The organism is Campylobacter sp. RM12637 (assembly GCF_020137645.1).
Lineage (GTDB): Bacteria > Campylobacterota > Campylobacteria > Campylobacterales > Campylobacteraceae > Campylobacter_E.
The window spans coordinates 24,416-42,291 of sequence record NZ_JACGAV010000013.1; the positions used below are offsets into that span (position 1 = coordinate 24,416).

Consider the following 17,876-nt stretch of genomic DNA (forward strand, 5'->3'; position numbering starts at 1 on the left):
CTTTGCTCCTTAGTGTTCTTTAGATTTATTATCACTTTTATGTAAAGCCCATAATCCAAGGCAAATACACATAATACCGATTGCTAAATAAAGCATATCCATACTTGAGCTAAATTTTAAATTAAGTGCGTGTTGGAAAAAATTAACAACTAAAACCATAATAATAACTTTACCAAGCTTGTCTTTTAGCTCATCTAAACTATGAACTTCTAAAACCTTGCTTTGTTTGTATTGTTTAAATTCTTCAACATCGCTTATAAATAATTCATATATTCCAAAAGAAAATATATAAAAAACTAAAGCCATTAAATATAAATCAACAGCTCCAACTATAGTGCTTACAGCTTCTTCGTGAATATCAATATCAGCACCTAAAAAATAATAAGTATATGTAACTTTTATGACCTTATACACATCAAAACTAGCAATAAAAAATAACATAAAAGCACCTAAAAGACCAAAAATAACAGGTAAGATTGTAATAAACCTAGAATTTACTAGGAATTTTTCAAAATATTTTTCTAACATTTATTCCCTTATTTCATAAAATCCGAATTGTTGGTATTCGTGTGGTTTATTATAAAAATCTTTTGTAGTGCTTTGATAAATAGGACTTAAACTTAACTTAAAGTTATTTGAATTTTTATAAGTAGAATTACTTTGTTGTAAAAACAACCAATCTATTTGATTTTTGAAAAGTTCTAAGGCATTAAACCCGCCTTCAATCATTACAAATTTAATATTTTGCTCTTGCAATTCATCTTTTAATTTTAAAGGATTTTTACCAAAAATAATTTCTCTATTAGTTTTAAAAATATTTAGTGATTTAAAATTAGAATTTAAATCTTGAAAATATTTTGAAAATACTAATAAATTAGGTGCTTTTTTGCTAGTAGAATATCTAGCATCAAGCATAGGATTATCAAGTCTTAAAGTATTGCCACAAATTATTAAATAATCTATATTGGTTCTAATTTCGTGAAAATATGTCCTTAAATACTCATTACTAATACTACCTTCATTGTTATAATTTAGATTAATTGCTAATTTAAATAAAACAAAAGGCTTATTATCTAGCCAGAATTTAAATGGAGCAATTAATTTATCGCATTCATCTTGTAAAATCCCAAGATTTACTTTAATTCCAGCTTGTCTTAATTCATTTATACCATTTTGAGAACTATCACTTGAGCCTATATTTACTTCTTTAGCTTTATATTTTATTAATAATTCATGACAAGGTGGAGTGCGACCTTGCTTGCTGCAAGGCTCTAAAGTTACATAAAAAATACTATCTTTTAAAGCATCTTTTCCATATTTTTCTAAGATTTCATTCACACATAATCTTTCTGCGTGAAATGTTCCTGCTTTTTGGTGTGCTTTAATACTTAAAATCTTGCCGTATTTATCTAATACTAGACAACCTACGGCAGGATTTGGATAAGTTAAGAATTGATATTTCCAAGCCTCTTTTAAGGCTAGGTTCATATAAAAATCACTTCCTAAATTCAAGTTTTTTAACTCCAATAGCTTTATAAGCATCAATTCCTGCAGTTATCTTGCCTAATTTTAAATCAATTTGCTCTATTAAGCTATTTTGTAAAGCTCTTTCGCTATCTAAGAATTCTAAAAAGCTGATTTCTCCTTCATTAAATTTAAGCTTATTAAACTCATAAATTTCTTCTTCTAGTTTTACTATTTCATCATAATCTCTTAATTTAACTTCGGCATTATTATATTTTAAAATAGCATCTTCTATTTCTTTTAACGCAGTTTTGACTACTTTTTCATAGCCTAATACTGCATTATCTTGAGCTAAATTTGCTCTAATTACTTGCTCATCAACATCACCTAAATTAAATAAAGGTTGTAACAAACTAGCAGTAATTGAGCCAACAGGGTCAGAAAATACATTATGTGTATCTCCACTCCAACTAACACCAGCACCTATTGTAAAGGTTGGAAAAAAGCTATCCCAAGCAATTTTTGCATTATTATGAGCTATTTTTACATCTAAAATTGCTTTTGCTATATCAGGACGATTTGTCATAACAGAGCTTGGTATAGTAGCTGGCATAACAAAATCTTCTATTAAGTTATTAGCAAATTTAATTGGTTCTTTTTCTTGATTTAATCCATAAACTAAAATATCTAAAGAATTAATATACAAATCTCTTTCTAATTTTAAACTTCTTAATTTAGTTTGATTTAGAGTAAATTGTTCTTTAGTTTGTAAAAGAACTGATTTTGTAATAAAGCCTAATTTATATTGCTCTTCTTTTAATTTTAAAGTTTTTTCATAGCTATTTATAAAGTCTTCTAAAATTTCTATTTTTTTATTAGTTGCTACAACTTGATAATAAAGTTTTGCGATACTAAATCCAATAGTTTGATAAGTATTTTCTACATCAAATTCGCTAATATTAGCACTATAAATAGCGTTATCTTTAGCCTTACCAAATTTATTTAATAAATCTATTTCATAAGATAAATTAAGACCTAAAGAATGTCCATAAGTTGGCTTTTGGTGTTTAATTAATCTCTCATTTGCATTAATGCCAAGATTAATACTAGGCTCTCTTTTAATCCCAACACTTACTAAATTTGATTCAGCTATTAAAAGATTATTAATAGCCATTTTAACATCTTCATTGTTTTCCATAGCAATCTCAATCAAGCGATTAAGATTTGCATCATTACCTAAACTTCTCCAATCTTTAATTTCAAATTTAGTATTATTATCTAAATTATTTGGAGTTTTAAGCTCATAATTATTAACACTAGAGCAAGCAGCTAAAAATAAAGCTGCGATTGCTGATATTAAAAGCTTATTCATTAATTTGCTTTCCTTTCTTTTTAAAAACCTTATCATTTAAACTCTCTAGTAAATAGAAAAATAAAGGCACAAATAAAATAGATATACTAGAAGCTATAATAATACCACCAACTAGCCCTGTGCTAAGTGAGTGTCTAGCAGCACTACCTGAACCTTCGCTAAATACTAAAGGTAAAATACCAAAACCAAACGCTAAAGAAGTCATAATAATAGGTCTAAATCTAAGTTTTGCCGCCTTTATAGCCGCATCATAAGTATTTAAGCCGTGTTTATATTTTTCTTCCATAGCAAATTCAACAATTAATATAGCATTTTTTGCACTAAGACCAATTAACAATAATAAACCTATTTGAAAATATATGTCATTTTGCATACCCCTTAAATAAGTTGCTGCTAAACTTCCAAATACTGCAAAAGGAACTGCTGTAATTACTGCAAGTGGCATTAACCATCTTTCATATTGAGCTGCAAGTATTAAAAATACAAATACCATACCTAATGCAAATGCAGTAGAACCACTACCACTAGCATTTACTTCTTCATAAGAACTTCCTGCCCAAGCATAAGAATATTCATCTTTATTCATAGTTTCATTAAATACTTCAACTATAGCATTAATAGCATCTCCACTAGTATATCCTGGAGCTGGTGAAGCTGTAACTTTTGCAGCTGGGAAAAGGTTAAATCTAGTTACTGAAAACGCTGCTACACTTGGCTTAATATCAACAACACTAGCTAAAGATATACTTTTACCTTCACTATTTTTAACATAAATATTTTCAAGACTTGTTCTTTTATTTCTAAATTCTTCATCGCCTCTTACATTTACTTGGAAATTTTTACCTAAAGCAGTAAAATCATTCACATAAACAGAACCAAAAATTAAATTTAAATTTGAATATATATCACTTAAACTAAGCCCTAAAATTTTAGCTTTTTTCTCATCAACACTTACTTTTAACTCAGGATAATCAGTGTTTAAAGTCGTTCTTGCTTGAGTTAATTCAGGTCTTTTTGATGCTGCTGCAAGTAAAGTATCTATATCTTTTTTAATTTCTTCATAACTTTTACCTGATTTATTTTGCACATACATTTCAAATCCGCCTGTTAAAGAAAGCCCCATAATCGGTGGTGGATTTAAGAAAAATGCAAAACCATCAGGGTCAAGCCACATATTTTTCATCCAAGTATTAGCTAAATTTTCACTATCTCCATTAATGCCTAAATCTTTTCTATCTTTATAATCTTTTAATGTAATAAATGAAATTCCAGCACTTGGAGAAAGAGCTGAACTCTCTACATCAAATCCATTTAAAGAAATCATACTTTCTACTGCAGGATTATTCTTAACCATATCATAGATTTTATTATTAAAGGCTAAAGTTTTATCTAGGTTGCTAGAAGATTTTAATTGTGATAAAACCAATACAGCACCCTTATCTTCGCTAGGAACAAGAGAGCTAGGAATAATTTTTAGTAAGGCAAAAATTCCATAAAAGAATATAGCAACCACTATTAAACTTGGAATTACATGTCTTAAAACTTTTGCAACTGCACTACCAAAAATATTAATACTCCAATCAAAAAAGTCATTAAATTTTTTAACTAAATAAAAAGGCTTATCTTCATGGTCTTTTAATAATATACCGCATAATGCAGGAGTTAGCGTTAATGCAACAAAACCTGAAATACAAACAGAAATTACAAGAGTAATTGCAAATTGTCTTTGAATTTGCCCTACAAATCCATCTAAAAATGATACAGGAATAAATACCGCACTTAATACTAAAACGATAGAAATTACAGGTCCGGTTACTTCATCCATTGCCATTTTAGTAGCTGCTTTTACATCTTTTGTAATACCACTTCTAAACACACGCTCAACATTTTCTACAACGACAATAGCATCATCAACAACAATGCCGATTGCTAAAACTAAAGCAAATAATGTAATAAGATTGATTGTAAAACCAAAAACATAAAGGAAAGCAAAAGTTCCAAGTAAAGAAACCGGCACAGCAATTAATGGAATAATAGTTGCACGAAGGTTTTTTAAGAACATATACATAACTATTAAAACAAGTAAAATAGCTTCAACAAATGTTTGAACAACTTCGCTTATACTATCTTTTACGAAATCAGTAGTATCATAAGGCATACTATAAGCAACACCACTTGGGAAGAATTTACTTAGCTCTTCTAATTTTTCTTTCACAGCTTGAGCTACTGCTATAGCATTTGCGCCTGATTTTAAATTAATCATCATAGGAACCATTTTTTTGCCATTATTAAGTCCAGCAAAACCATAGTTTTTAGTTCCTATCTCTACTCTTGCTATATCTTTTAAATATAAAATATTTCCATTTGGAAGTGCTTTTATTATGATATTTTCAAAATCACTTACCTTACTAAGCTTACCTTTAGCACTCATTGTATAAACAAATGGACTAATTTCTTTCATAGGTAAATCGCCTATCGTTCCTGTTGGATATTGTGAGTTTTGTTCTCTTATAGCTGCACTTACAACAGCTGGATTTAAATCATATTTATTAAGCTTTTCTGAATCAAGCCAAATTCTCATAGAATAATCTTTAGCTCCAACTACTTCAGCACTACCAATACCTTCTAACCTCTTTAACTCTTCAGCCACATTTAATGTAGCATAGTTACTTAGATAAGTTTCATCACGGCTATCATCAGGAGAATAAAACGAAACAACAGCTAAAATATTTGAGCTAGTTTCATCAACACTAACACCTAATTTTTTAACTTCTTCAGGCATTTTTGCTTGAACGCTTTGAACTTTATTATTAACATCAATTAATGCTTTTGATGGATCTTTTCCAACCTTAAAATAAACATTTAAAAACATTAAACCACTTGAACTTGAGCTTGAAGTTATATAAATCATATCTTCAACACCATTAATTGCGTCTTCAAGAATACTTGCTACATTTTGAGAAAGCGTAGCTGCATCAACGCCAGAATAATTAGCAGTTACCCTAACCGTTGGAGATGTTACATTTGGATATTCTTCAATAGGCAAACCCTTCATTCCTAAAATACCAGCAATAGTAATTATAATTGAAACAACTATCGCAAATACTGGTCTATATATAAAAAACTTAGAAAACATTATTGTTCCTTAGTCTGCTCTTTAGGAGCTTGCTTTTGCATCATCGCACCAAATTCTGCCTTAGTTGCTATTTTTGCGCCAGGATAAATCTTTTTATAATTATTTAAAATCAATTCATCATCAACTTTTAAATCACTTGTTTTTGCGTCAATTACGGCAATTTTCTCATCATCAAAAATTGTTTTAACATGAATTTGTTTTGTTATATTTTTGTCTTTAACAAATACATAATATCCATCAATATCTTGTAATAAATTTTCTCTACTAATTACAAAAGAATCATTTTGCATAATATTGCTTAGTTTAAGACTAACAAAGGTTCCTGCACTTAATTCTTGATTAGTATTTTCAAAAACCGCATAAGCTTTAGTGCTTGCTAATTCATTATAATTTGATATAAACTCAACTTTACCTTCATAAGTCTTACCATTTAAAGTAAAATTAGCTTTTGCGCTTTTTAAATCATTATTATTTCTTTTAATTTGTTCCATATTTGTATCTGATATAAAAAATGTAGCTTTTAAAGTATTTTGATCTACAATTTTTACTAATTGAGTATTATTTGCATTAGCATAGCTTCCAGCATCAACTAACGAAGCTTGCACATATCCATCAAATGGAGCTTTTACATTAGTATAATCATAGTTTAATTTAGCTATCTTATAAGCGGCATTAGCTTTATCTAAACTAGCTTTTGCACTTTTAAAGGCTGCTTCTTTTGTATCAAATTCTTTTTGACTAACTGCTTTTTTAGCATATAAGTCTTTAGTTCTATTATAATCAGTATTAGCGTTTTCGTAGTTTGCTTTAGCAACACCAACATCAGCTAACGCTAAATCCAAACTAGCTTTATATTGCTCATCATCAATCTTATATAAAATTGTTCCTTGTTTTACAAAATCGCCATCTTTAAATAATGTTTTTTTAATCTCGCCCGATACTTTTGGCAAAACTACTACATCTTTGTTAGCTTCTAATTTCGCTGCATATTGATAATAAATTTCAGCATTTTCTAAACTTACTTTTTTAATATCTACAATAGAAGGTGGCATTTCTTGCTGCTTTTGCTCTACCTTGTCATTGCAAGCTGTAAATAATAATAAGCTAGCAACGAAACTTAATTTAATAAGTCTTTTCATAAATTTTCCTTGTTGTAATTTTAAATTTTAAAGATGTAATTATAATTACATTTAAGTTAATGAAATTAACGCAAAGCCCTTAAAAATAAGATATTTACATTTTTTACATGCTCACTTAATTCATCTTGTGTAAAGATTTCTTTAGAGTTAAAAATCAAATCAAAAATCTTATTACTTCTAATCATAGAGCAGTATAAATTAGCTAAATTATAAGCACTTATTTCATTTAGAATTTCTTTTTTAATTTTTTTCTCAAATACTTCACATAAAAATCTAATTATTACATCTTTATCTGCTTTTGCACATTCTTGTTTAAAATTAATATCTTGATAAGTTCTTTCAAGAACTAATCTTAAAAATTTTGCATTATCTTCACCTATAAAAAAATTACAATATTCATTACCAAATACATTTAAAAAATCTGGTAAATCCAAGTTGGCTTTTGAAGAAATCATAATTTTTAAATTCTCTAACCTAGTTTCTGCCCTAAATTTTAAAGCCTTTAAAAATAAATTATTTTTATTTTCAAATTTTTTATATATCGTCGCAAGAGAACCGCCAGTTACTTTAACAATATCATTTAAACTTGTATTTTCATAGCCCTTTTCTAAAAATAATTCAAGGGCTACTTTTAAAATTATTTCTTCTTTTCCTTCCATTTTTTCTCCTTAGGATATATAAATATTGTATCCTTTATGGTAAATATTTTATCATCATCTAAGGCATAAGCTCTTATATTAATATGCTTATGATGTTTTTTAACTTTCTTAAGCTCGCTTCTTAAAATAACAATTTGTTTTAATTTCTCACCAGCTTTAACTCTAAAATCTTTTTTAGGTTTTAAAATACTAATATCATCATCTAATATTTCTAAATAAAATCTATGGTCTTGCTTGCTAGTATTGTGAAATAATATAACATAGGCATTATCAACATAATTTTCATCTTTATTTATTGTATATAATTCAGTAGTTCTATTTATATTCATAAGCATAGTTTCTTTGCTACCAGCCGTTAAAACTAACCCAATAAACATAGCACACAATACAACTATATAAACAATAGTTCTAAATCTAAAGAATTTAAGTTTTTCTTTAGTTTTTATTTCTTTTGTGCTAGACCAAGATATTAATGATGGTCTATTAAATCTTGCTTGAACATTTGAACAAGCATCAGCACATTCAAGACAATTTATACAATCAAGTTGCATTCCTTTTCTAATATCTATATGAGTTGGACATATTTTTACACAGGCTTCACAAGCTATACATTCTCCGCCTATTGGTTTTTTTATAATTTTTTCTCCATCTTTATAAATAATTCCGCCACGACTTTCATCATATATAACACTTTTTGTGTCATTATCAAACATAACGCTTTGAATTCTTGCATAAGGACAAATATAAGCACAAAAATTCTCTTTAATAAAAGTAATATCAAATGTTATAAATAAAGATAAACATAAAACAATTCCAAATAAAAGTAAGTGTTCATTAAAATGGTCAAGATAAGTAAAGAAATCTTCAGGTGGAACAAAATACCACAAAAAATTACTTGCAGCAATTAAGCTAATTGGATAAAACACAATAACACTTGCAATTCTTGCAAATATTTTATTTCTTGGTTTATTTTGTTTATTTTTTCTACCACTATAAATTCTAAATAATTTAGTTTGTATTAAATCTCTAAAAATTATTCTAAATATAGTTTGAGGACAACCCCAAGCACACCAAACTCTACCAAGTAAATTTGTAATAAAAAAAATAAATACAAACATCATAATTAATAAAAATGGCATTAAATACAACTCGTTTGTATTAAAAGATATGAAAAATAAATCTAATTTTTGTTTATCAAAACTAAGCAAAAATAAGTGATTACCATTTATTCTAATAAATGGAATAATAAAGATAATACAGGTAAGTAAAACATAAAATGTAGTCCGCTTTTTAAAATAATTTGTAATATTTCCCATTACGCTCTCCTTAATTTTAACTTAATTTGTAATTTTAAGATAATTTTAGTCTTTAAAAATTAAGAATAGTAAATTAAAAAATATTTTGTTTATTAACAATTTTTTTATAAATTAGCACTTTTAATTTTACAACGAAAGGAAGTGATTGCCGTGCCAGGGATTAAAGTTCATAATAACGAATCTTTTGACGAGGCTTATCGCAAATTCAAAAAGCAAACTGATCGTAACCTAATCGTAACAGAAGTTAGAGCAAGACGCTTTTTTGAACCTATGACTGAAATTCGCAAAAAACAAAAAATTTCAGCTAGAAAAAAAATGCTAAAACGCCTATATATGTTAAGACATTACGAAGCAAAGCTTTAATAAAAAGGGGTTATCCCCTTTTTAAAGGTTAGAAATGAAACTCTTAGTAAAAGACGCCGCAAAATACTTAAATATCAGCAAAGAAGCTATTTATAATAGAATTAGAAGAGGCACTTTAAAATCAATAAAAGAAGATAATAAAACCTATGTTTTAATAGAACCAGAACAAAATAGTTTAGCTATTAAAGATGAGCTATTAGAACAAATAAAAATCTTAAAACTAAGCAACGAAGAATTAAAAAAAGAAAACGAAGAATTAAAAAATAAAATAAATCTACCAGTAATTATAAAAGCAAAATGGATTTTAATAGATGAATATTTATTAAGATTTAAGAAAAAAAAGCGTGAAAAAATAAAAAAATATCTAATATCAAGGCTTTTTAAAAGTAAAAAAATAAAACTAGAAAACAATCAAGTATTTATAAGAAACAAAAAATTATCAAAGATTTAGGAGGAAAAATGTTTAAGAATTTAAATAACTTAACTTACAAAGCGTCTTTAACTGCAATTGTAGCTGGTTCATTATTAAGTGCTTGTGGTGGTGAAGAGCAACAACAAGCTAAAGGCTCATTTTTAATAATAGAAGAATATGCTCCTAAACAATACAGAATTAAAGATGAATTTCCAAGCGATGAAACAAGAGTAGTTCTAAAAGAATTAAATGGAAATGAAAGAGTATTAAGCAAGGCTGAGATGGATGAGCTAATAAAAGCTGAAAATGCAAAAATAGAAGCAAATCAAAGCTCATTAACAAATGAAAGTATTGGTTCAAATCATTCATTAGGCGAAGTTTTGCTAAGCTCTGTAGCAGGTGCAATCATTGGCTCTTGGATAGGCAATAAGTTATTTAATAATTCACATTTTAATGCAAACAAAGCTACGCATTATCAAAACCCAAGCACATATCAAAGAAGCGTAAATAGCTTTAAAAGCACACCTAGTGCAGGAGCTTCAAAAAGTAGTGGATTTTTTAAAAGCCAAGGCACAAGTGGTGCTAGTAGTTCTGGTAGTTTTGGCTCTTAATGTATATTGAAATTATAAAATTTAAAAACTTTATAGTTTTAATAAAAGCTAATGATGAATATTTGATATCAGTTGATGTTACAAACCTTGCTACTTTAAAAGAAAAACCAAATCAAATAACATCATTAGCAAAATCTGAACTTTTAAAGTATTTTAAGGGAAAAGATTTTGATTTTACAAATATAAAACTTAATCTTGATAATTTTTCTGCTTTTACAAAAGAAGTTTTAAACGAGCTTAAAAACATTCCTTATGCAAACACTATAACTTATAAAGAATTAGCATATAGAATAAATTCTAAAGCCTATCGTGCAGTAGGAACTGCATTATCAAAAAACCCTTATTTAATAATACTACCTTGCCATAGAGTAATTCGCTCTGATGAAAGTCTAGGAAGATTTACTTGTGAAGTGTCTAATATGAAAGAGTTTTTAAATAAACACGAAAAAAATAATATCAAATCAAATAATTTTTAAAATATTTTATAAGCCATTATTAATTTATAAAATACTTAATCCTAATTTAAATTCCAAAAAGGAATTTAAATTAGAAATTTAACTTAATAATCTTTTCTGGTAAATACATAGCCTTGCATTAAGCATCTTGCAGTTCTAATCACACTAACGCTATCATTATCAATAAATCCCGTAATTGTCCCACTTGGATGAGCTATTACTAATTCATTAGAAAAGCTACTTAAATGCTCATTAATTAATGTGCCTTGTGTCTTTGCTGCCATTGAAATACATACAGTTCCTGTAACTGCAATTGATGGGTGTGGGCGTTGCATACTCATCATTCTAACGCATACATTTATATCATTTTTTGATATTTTAGCACCACTTGTGCTAGTGTAATCTTGCACGAAATCAACCAAACAAGCTTTAGGCACTGATGGATTTTTTGCTGTTGCTTCTTCTTTTTTTGCTAAGCCAATTAGCTCACTTGCTATGCTTCTTACTTCTTCAATTTTATCAAGCTCATTTTGAGAAATTTCATCATACATATTGCCACTTAATAAATCTTTAGCTCTCATAAACACAAGTGCTGCTCCAGCATCTACTATACTAATTTCAATATTGCCAAAACTTGTATTTACAACTTGTTTTGCAGAATTTGTAGGCAATAATCCTTTATTCATAGAGCCTTCAGGATTAATAAAACCTAATTTAATTTCACTAGCTGTATTTGGCACTCCTGCTATTTTAGTATCTCCTGCTGGTTCAAAACTCTTTAAATCATCACTTAATTTAAATCTAGCCTTTAAATATTTATTTGTATTGGTATTTAAAATCCTAACGCAAATTATTTTATTTTCTAAATCACACTCATCTTTTATAATGATTTTTTCATACATTTTAGAATCATTTAAATCAATCAAACCCAAATCATAAGCAAAAGCACCAACGCATGAGCTAATATTTCCACAATTACTATTAAAATCAACCATTTCTTTATCAATATTTACTTGAGCGAAAGTATAAGTTAATTCATTATTTTTAATATTAACTATAGCTACTTTTGAAGTTACTGAAGCAGCACCACCAATTCCATCAATTTGCTTTGTAGCAGTCCCCATAACATCAGCTAAAAACTCGCCCCATTTAACTCTTGCTGGCATATCCTTTTCATAAAAACAAGCAGCTTTAGATGTGCCACCTCTATAAATACTACATTTAAATTTCTTCATATTTTCTCCTTTTAATTAATGTAAATAAATCCGTCCATTATTCTTCTTGCACTTCTTTTAAGTCCAACACCTATGATTTTACCACTTTCTATCTCTACGCTAACATCTACTACGCCTAAAAAATGTTTAATTTTTATATCTTGAATACCATTTTGTATCATAGTTAAACCACTAAGCTCATTTGCTAAAGTGCCATTTTCTAATGCTGCAACGGCTAAATTATATAATCCACTAGCAGGCGAGCTTTTGTGAAGATTTCTAAGGCTTAAAACCCTAATTCCTATATCAAATTCACTTTTATCATCAGATTTAAAAAGTGCTGCTATTTTTGGTATAGCTTGATTGTTTTCTAAATCATTTTCATCTTTAGCAAAACCTAATTTAATAGCATAAAAATCTCTTAATTTGTTTAAATCTTCAATAACTTTTAAAGCACTAAAATCATTATAATTTAAATTAAAATCTAAATCAAATTCCCTTGCATCAACATATAAAAATGGATTTATTAAATCAAGTAAAGTAGCTCTATAACCATTAAAATTGCTAATTTTTCCTAATGGATATTTAAGTCCTGTTTGCTCAGCCCCTGCATTTTTAATAAAAACATCAGCCAGCTCACAACCACCAAAAACTCCTTGCATAATACTAGAGCCTTTTTCTACAAATTCTCCATCTTTAATCTTAGCTTTAAATTCAATAATTTTTTTAATATTTGTATTGTAAATTCTAACACATACATTGCTTGCAAACCTATCAAAACTAAATAACTTTTCATTAATGGCATAAGCTCCAACAGCAGCTATTAAATTCCCGCAAGTGCCTTTATTATCTATACTATCTTTCATAACCCCAGCTTGAAAGAATTCCCACTCAATATCATAATTTTTATTATTTACACTTTTTACAACGCATATTTTATTGGTTGATGATATAGAACCACCTAGCCCATCAATAGCGTTTTGGTTATGACAATCAATGGATTTTTTAAATATATCAGCCCAAGTGCTTTTATCTTTAGGCAAGTCATTTGCGTTAAATATTAGCCCCCTACTCGTGCCACCCCTATAAACACTGCATTTAATTTTCATAATTATCCTTTAAATTTATTTTCTATATCCATCCACTTATCAAATTCACATATTCTATTTCTTTCTTTCATAGAAATCATTAAATGTTCTGCATTATCTGTTCTGCCTGTAGTTTTTAGATGATTTAATAAATCATTCATACCTTTAATAGCAGCTTTTAAAGTAGCATTTGCATAAAGAACTATATTAAAGCCCATTTTTTGTAATTCATCATTGCTTAATATCGGAGTTTTGCCACCTTCTACCATATTTGCAATATGATAAGCTTTTACTAATTTAGGAAGACTTGCCATTTGTTCTATGCTAGTAGGAGCTTCTATAAATAATATATCAGCTCCACTTTCTAAATACGCATTAGCTCTATTAATAGCATCATCAAAACCATTAACAGCAATTGCGTCTGTTCTTGCAATTATTAAAGTATCATATTCTAAAGCGTCTTTACAAGCTTTGATTTTAGCACACATTTCATCTTGAGATATTAATTTTTTCCCATCAAAATGCCCGCACCTTTTTGGTAGTTGCTGGTCTTCTATTTGAATTGCTGCTATTTTGTTTTTACTAAATTCTTTTGCTGTTCTATAAACATTTAAAGCATTGCCGTAGCCATTATCTATATCTGCTATTACGGGAAGATTTGTAGCATCGTTTATTCTCTTTGTATTTTCTAACATTTCATTCATACTAACAAGTCCTATATCAGGAAAACCAAACTGCATATTTGCCATACCTGCTCCTGTAGCATAAACAACTTTAAAACCTGCTAATTCAATAAGTCTTGCATATAAAGCACAAGAAGCTCCTGGTGCTACTAGAATTTCTTGTGAATTAAGTGCTTCTTTTAAAATTTTTGCTTTCATTAGCACTCCTTTTAAAAAATGCTTAATCTTAACACAAAATTTTAATTTTTGATATTAATTGTTAATTAATAAGAAATAAGTGTGTAGAATTGTAACAAGATGATTTAATTAAAAATCATCTTTTTTACTAAAGGCATTAATAATATATCCTAATATAAACATAACAATCACAGGTATAACCCAGCCAAGCATAGATGAGTAAAATGGCAACATTTCTAAATATTTAGCTATACCTAAATAAGATAATATTTTTTCATCGTTTATGCTTAAAATTGAGCTATCAATTGCGTTTAAAATTCCTATAAAAGCCGCAGTATAAACGCTAAATCTATAAATGATTTTGCTCTCATTTATTAAATTATTTATTAAAGATAAAATTATTAAAACTATAGCTATTGGATAAATCGCTATTAATATAGGAACGCTTACTTTTAAAATCTGCGTTAAACCTTGAATTGATAAAACAAAACTAGCAACTACCCAAATAATAACCCAAGTTTTATAAGAAATCTTAGTAACACTACTAAAATAGCTAGCACTTGAGCCAATCAAACCAATCGTAGTAGTAAGACAAGCAAGTAAGGCAGTAAATCCTAAAATAAATCTACCAAAACTACCAAATAAATCATCACTAATTAATGATAACAAAATAGCCCCATTACTAGCGTATTTAAAGGTATTACCATAAACATAGCCTAAATACCCTAAAGCAAAATAAACTATCATTAAAATAATTCCAGAAAACAATCCTGCTTTTATAGTAAGTAATGATAATTGATGTTTATTAGTAACTCCTAATGATTTTAAAGCCCCAACAACGCTAATCCCAAATACTAAAGCAGCAAGCGCATCCATAGTCTGATAGCCTTCTACAAATGCTGTTGCTACTGGGTGGGTAGTGTAATTTTGATTAGGAATACTAACATTTACTTCTGAATAAATTAAAGTGCATATAAAAAATACTGCTATTAAAATAAGTAAAATCGGTGTTAAATACTTGCCTAATGTATCTAACATAGTGCTAGGATTTAAGCATATATAATAATTAAGTGCAAAATATATAAAACTATAAAAAGCTAAATAATATACATTATATTCATTATCAACAAAAGGTAAAATCATTATTTCATAAGGCATAGTACTAGCTCTTGGAATTGCTACTAAAGGCCCTATGGTAATATAAATAACTGCTACAAAAATTACTGCAAATGTTACATTTACTCTACTTGCTAATTCTTTTAATGTTCCTGCTTTAGCAACTGCAGCAACGCCTAAAACAGGTAAAGCAACACCTGTTACACAAAAAAACAAAATCGCTAAATAAAAATTATTCCCCGCATCCATTCCTAGTTTTGGTGGCAAAATAAAATTCCCCGCACCAAAAAACATAGCAAACAACATTAATGCTACTACATAAAATTCTTTTTTTCCTATTTTTGTCATATTTCTCCTTAGATTTTTTTATAAAAGACTTCTTACACCTTTTGAATTAGGTTCGCTCAAAATTCCTTGCTTTTCGCACTGCTCTACAATATTAGCAGCTCTATTGTAACCTATATTTAATTGGCGTTGAATATAAGAAATACTAGTTTTTCCACTCTCTTGCATAATTCTTACAGCTTCACTGAATAATTCATCTACACTATCATCATTATTTTTAACATAGGTTTGAGTAAAGCTTGAATCTTGTAAAATACTCTCATCATAATTTGCTTTTTCTTGTTTTTTTAAATGCTCTACTACTCTAATTATCTCTTCTTCACTTGCAAATGGAGCGTGCAATCTTACTATCTGACTTGTTCCTGGTGGAGTAAATAAACTATCTCCACGACCAAGTAAACTCTCAGCTCCTTTAGAATCTAATATAACCTTACTATCAACACCCGTTCCAACTTTATAGCTTAATCTACTAGGTAAATTTGCCTTAATAAGACCTGTTATTACATCTACACTTGGGCGTTGTGTAGCTACTATTAGATGAATTCCTGCTGCTCTTGCCATTTGAGCTAATCTTGCTATATAAGTTTCTACTTCTTTTCCACTAGTCATTATTAAATCAGCCAACTCATCAATAATAATTACAATATAAGCAAAAGGCTCAAGTCCTAATTTAGGTGCTTTTTCATTAAAACTCTCAATATTTTTAGTATAAACGCTAGCCATTAATTCATATCGTCTTTCCATCTCTAAAACCATATTTTTTAAAGCTAAAGTTGCTTTTTCTGCTCTTGTAATTACAGGAGTTAATAAGTGCGGAATATCATTATACATTGAAAATTCAAGCATTTTAGGGTCAATCATCAATAGCCTTAAAGTCCTTGGGCTATTTTTATATAAAAGACTTAAAATCATAGCATTAATACCTACACTCTTACCACTTCCTGTAGTTCCTGCTATTAATAAATGCGGTAAGCGTTTTAAATCAGTTACAAAAGTATTTCCTACTATATCCTTACCTAAGGCTATTGTTAATTTGCTTTTAGATTTTGAAAATAATTCATCTTCAAAAATAGTTCTAATATTAATTGTTTGAGAAGTTTTATTTGGAATTTCAATCCCTACCACATCTTTTCCTGGAATTGGTGCTTGAATTCTAATACTTGTAGCCTTAAGTGCCATAGCTAAATCATCAGCTAAGCCTGAAATTTTGCTAAGCTTTACATCAGCAGCAGGTCTAAACTCAAATGTAGTAACCACAGGACCCCAATATGTTTTAACCACATCTCCATCAATCTTAAAATGCTTTAATTTTGCTAAAAGCTCGTTTATTTTCTCATCAAGCTCATCTTCATTAATTATTATTTCTGTAGTTACGGCTTTATCTAATAATTCCACACTAGGTAGCTCAAAATCTCTTGGTATTTCAATCGCTCCTAATTCAATATCTTTTAAAATTGCTTTATTTTCTTCAAGCTCATTTAAAATCTCTACTTTTTTGCCTTTTTTAGGGACAAAACTTTGAGAATCTTGCTCATCTACTATCAAAATATCTTGAAAATCATTAGAATTTAAAACAGGAATTTCATTTTGTATTTCTTCGTTTTGTTCTACTGATTTTTCTTCTTTTATTTCGTTTTTAACTATTTTAAAATCATCTTTATTAATGCTATCTTTGTTTATTTTCTGCATTAAAGGTTCTAAAACTATTTTTGGCTCACTAATTATTTTGCCTTGTTCGTTTGTAAAATTAATTTTAGTCTTTTCATCTTCTTTAGGAGTTTTTATTTCATATGATTTTACAAATCTAATATTGCCTAAATCACTTAAAATTTCTTCTTTTGGTTTTGATTTATCTTCTTTAGGAGTTTTTGTTTCTTTTATGATTTTTTCTTTTTTAATAGGTTTTTCTTTACTTTTAAAAAGATTTTTGAACTTATCTTTATCTTGTAATTTTGAATAAATATAAGAATGATTAAAATAAATTAAAACAAATACAAGCAAGATAAAAAATACAATATTTACAAAACCTAAAAAGCTAATAATTCCAAAATCAAAAACACTAGAAAAAGGTAAAGATAATATCAAAATACTACAAATTATATTGGCTAATATTTTTAAAGCATATTTAAAAGATTTATATACAAATAAGTAATTTCCTACAAATGCTAATAAAAAAATATAAGAAAGATTTCCAAAACAAATTCTTAAGCCCTTGCTAAAATAAGCACTTGCTAAAAACAATCCATTAGCTTCGGGCAAAAACAGCCCGAAACTAAAATAAAATAATATAAATGAAACAAATATAAATATAAACTCTTTTTTCATC

Annotated in this window: 16 protein-coding genes; 4 read left to right on the top strand and 12 right to left on the bottom strand. The window is 28.1% G+C overall.

Annotated features, from left to right (window positions below):
- Positions 1-9: 9 nt before the first annotated feature.
- The 7 genes from AVBRAN12637_RS07135 to ccoG form a co-directional block, all read right to left on the bottom strand.
- The gene (locus AVBRAN12637_RS07135) at positions 10-528 is read right to left on the bottom strand and encodes a YqhA family protein (RefSeq protein ID WP_214117232.1); all 519 of its coding nucleotides are present in this window, start codon (positions 526-528) and stop codon (positions 10-12) included.
- Positions 529-1,488: a bifunctional diaminohydroxyphosphoribosylaminopyrimidine deaminase/5-amino-6-(5-phosphoribosylamino)uracil reductase RibD gene (gene ribD / locus AVBRAN12637_RS07140; protein WP_336615577.1), complete on the bottom strand. Its 960-nt coding sequence runs from the start codon at positions 1,486-1,488 to the stop codon at positions 529-531.
- A 7-nt stretch (positions 1,489-1,495) separates the two neighbouring features.
- On the bottom strand, positions 1,496-2,836 hold the full coding sequence (locus AVBRAN12637_RS07145; protein ID WP_214119951.1) for a TolC family protein: 1,341 nt from the start codon (positions 2,834-2,836) through the stop codon (positions 1,496-1,498).
- Positions 2,829-5,972 (bottom strand): efflux RND transporter permease subunit, encoded by a 3,144-nt coding sequence (locus tag AVBRAN12637_RS07150; protein ID WP_336607331.1) that lies wholly within the window; start codon positions 5,970-5,972, stop codon positions 2,829-2,831. Before AVBRAN12637_RS07150 ends, AVBRAN12637_RS07145 begins: the two co-directional genes overlap by 8 nt.
- Positions 5,972-7,111: an efflux RND transporter periplasmic adaptor subunit gene (locus AVBRAN12637_RS07155; RefSeq protein WP_336615578.1), complete on the bottom strand. Its 1,140-nt coding sequence runs from the start codon at positions 7,109-7,111 to the stop codon at positions 5,972-5,974. The genes AVBRAN12637_RS07150 and AVBRAN12637_RS07155 overlap by 1 nt, the downstream gene beginning before the upstream one ends.
- 65 nt (positions 7,112-7,176) lie before the next feature.
- Positions 7,177-7,770 (bottom strand): TetR/AcrR family transcriptional regulator, encoded by a 594-nt coding sequence (locus AVBRAN12637_RS07160; protein WP_214149795.1) that lies wholly within the window; start codon positions 7,768-7,770, stop codon positions 7,177-7,179.
- Positions 7,749-9,086 carry a cytochrome c oxidase accessory protein CcoG gene (gene ccoG / locus AVBRAN12637_RS07165; RefSeq protein WP_214117245.1) on the bottom strand — a complete coding sequence of 446 codons (1,338 nt, stop codon included), beginning with the start codon at positions 9,084-9,086 and terminating at the stop codon, positions 7,749-7,751. The genes AVBRAN12637_RS07160 and ccoG overlap by 22 nt, the downstream gene beginning before the upstream one ends.
- Positions 9,087-9,236: 150 nt before the next feature.
- Between ccoG and rpsU the strand changes: the two genes are divergently transcribed.
- Genes rpsU through AVBRAN12637_RS07185 form a run of 4 tightly spaced genes read left to right on the top strand, consistent with a single transcriptional unit; the run spans position 9,237 to position 10,948 of the window.
- Entirely contained in the window at positions 9,237-9,449 is a 213-nt protein-coding gene (gene rpsU / locus AVBRAN12637_RS07170; RefSeq protein ID WP_214117291.1) for a 30S ribosomal protein S21, read from the top strand.
- Between the two features lie 34 nt (positions 9,450-9,483).
- Positions 9,484-9,900 (top strand): helix-turn-helix domain-containing protein, encoded by a 417-nt coding sequence (locus tag AVBRAN12637_RS07175; RefSeq protein ID WP_214117248.1) that lies wholly within the window; start codon positions 9,484-9,486, stop codon positions 9,898-9,900.
- A gap of 8 nt (positions 9,901-9,908) precedes the next feature.
- A complete protein-coding gene (locus AVBRAN12637_RS07180; RefSeq protein ID WP_336615579.1) occupies positions 9,909-10,472 on the top strand; it encodes a UPF0323 family lipoprotein in 564 nt (187 codons plus the stop codon).
- Complete coding sequence (locus AVBRAN12637_RS07185) at positions 10,472-10,948, top strand: methylated-DNA--[protein]-cysteine S-methyltransferase (RefSeq protein WP_336615580.1); 477 nt, start codon at positions 10,472-10,474, stop codon at positions 10,946-10,948. Before AVBRAN12637_RS07180 ends, AVBRAN12637_RS07185 begins: the two co-directional genes overlap by 1 nt.
- Before the next feature lie 83 nt (positions 10,949-11,031).
- Here AVBRAN12637_RS07185 and AVBRAN12637_RS07190 read toward each other — a convergent pair whose 3' ends face one another.
- From AVBRAN12637_RS07190 to AVBRAN12637_RS07210, 5 genes are all read right to left on the bottom strand, one after another.
- Positions 11,032-12,162, bottom strand: coding sequence for a PrpF domain-containing protein (locus tag AVBRAN12637_RS07190; protein ID WP_336615581.1), 1,131 nt, complete (start codon positions 12,160-12,162; stop codon positions 11,032-11,034).
- A gap of 11 nt (positions 12,163-12,173) precedes the next feature.
- Positions 12,174-13,250 carry a PrpF domain-containing protein gene (locus AVBRAN12637_RS07195; RefSeq protein ID WP_336615582.1) on the bottom strand — a complete coding sequence of 359 codons (1,077 nt, stop codon included), beginning with the start codon at positions 13,248-13,250 and terminating at the stop codon, positions 12,174-12,176.
- Positions 13,251-13,252: 2 nt separating this feature from the next.
- Positions 13,253-14,110, bottom strand: a complete 858-nt coding sequence (locus tag AVBRAN12637_RS07200) for an isocitrate lyase/PEP mutase family protein (protein ID WP_214119946.1) — start codon at positions 14,108-14,110, stop codon at positions 13,253-13,255.
- Between the two features lie 108 nt (positions 14,111-14,218).
- Positions 14,219-15,553 (bottom strand): branched-chain amino acid transport system II carrier protein, encoded by a 1,335-nt coding sequence (gene brnQ / locus AVBRAN12637_RS07205; protein WP_336615583.1) that lies wholly within the window; start codon positions 15,551-15,553, stop codon positions 14,219-14,221.
- Between the two features lie 18 nt (positions 15,554-15,571).
- Positions 15,572-17,809 (bottom strand): DNA translocase FtsK, encoded by a 2,238-nt coding sequence (locus AVBRAN12637_RS07210; RefSeq protein ID WP_336615584.1) that lies wholly within the window; start codon positions 17,807-17,809, stop codon positions 15,572-15,574.
- Positions 17,810-17,876 lie beyond the last annotated feature (67 nt).

Coding starts and splice junctions, on each gene's coding strand:
- AVBRAN12637_RS07135 (WP_214117232.1), bottom strand. CDS start 528: ATGTTAGAAAAATATTTTGAAAAATTCCTAGTAAATTCTAGGTTTATT.
- ribD (WP_336615577.1), bottom strand. CDS start 1,488: ATGAACCTAGCCTTAAAAGAGGCTTGGAAATATCAATTCTTAACTTAT.
- AVBRAN12637_RS07145 (WP_214119951.1), bottom strand. CDS start 2,836: ATGAATAAGCTTTTAATATCAGCAATCGCAGCTTTATTTTTAGCTGCT.
- AVBRAN12637_RS07150 (WP_336607331.1), bottom strand. CDS start 5,972: ATGTTTTCTAAGTTTTTTATATATAGACCAGTATTTGCGATAGTTGTT.
- AVBRAN12637_RS07155 (WP_336615578.1), bottom strand. CDS start 7,111: ATGAAAAGACTTATTAAATTAAGTTTCGTTGCTAGCTTATTATTATTT.
- AVBRAN12637_RS07160 (WP_214149795.1), bottom strand. CDS start 7,770: ATGGAAGGAAAAGAAGAAATAATTTTAAAAGTAGCCCTTGAATTATTT.
- ccoG (WP_214117245.1), bottom strand. CDS start 9,086: ATGGGAAATATTACAAATTATTTTAAAAAGCGGACTACATTTTATGTT.
- AVBRAN12637_RS07175 (WP_214117248.1), top strand. CDS start 9,484: ATGAAACTCTTAGTAAAAGACGCCGCAAAATACTTAAATATCAGCAAA.
- AVBRAN12637_RS07180 (WP_336615579.1), top strand. CDS start 9,909: ATGTTTAAGAATTTAAATAACTTAACTTACAAAGCGTCTTTAACTGCA.
- AVBRAN12637_RS07185 (WP_336615580.1), top strand. CDS start 10,472: ATGTATATTGAAATTATAAAATTTAAAAACTTTATAGTTTTAATAAAA.
- AVBRAN12637_RS07190 (WP_336615581.1), bottom strand. CDS start 12,162: ATGAAGAAATTTAAATGTAGTATTTATAGAGGTGGCACATCTAAAGCT.
- AVBRAN12637_RS07195 (WP_336615582.1), bottom strand. CDS start 13,250: ATGAAAATTAAATGCAGTGTTTATAGGGGTGGCACGAGTAGGGGGCTA.
- AVBRAN12637_RS07200 (WP_214119946.1), bottom strand. CDS start 14,110: ATGAAAGCAAAAATTTTAAAAGAAGCACTTAATTCACAAGAAATTCTA.
- brnQ (WP_336615583.1), bottom strand. CDS start 15,553: ATGACAAAAATAGGAAAAAAAGAATTTTATGTAGTAGCATTAATGTTG.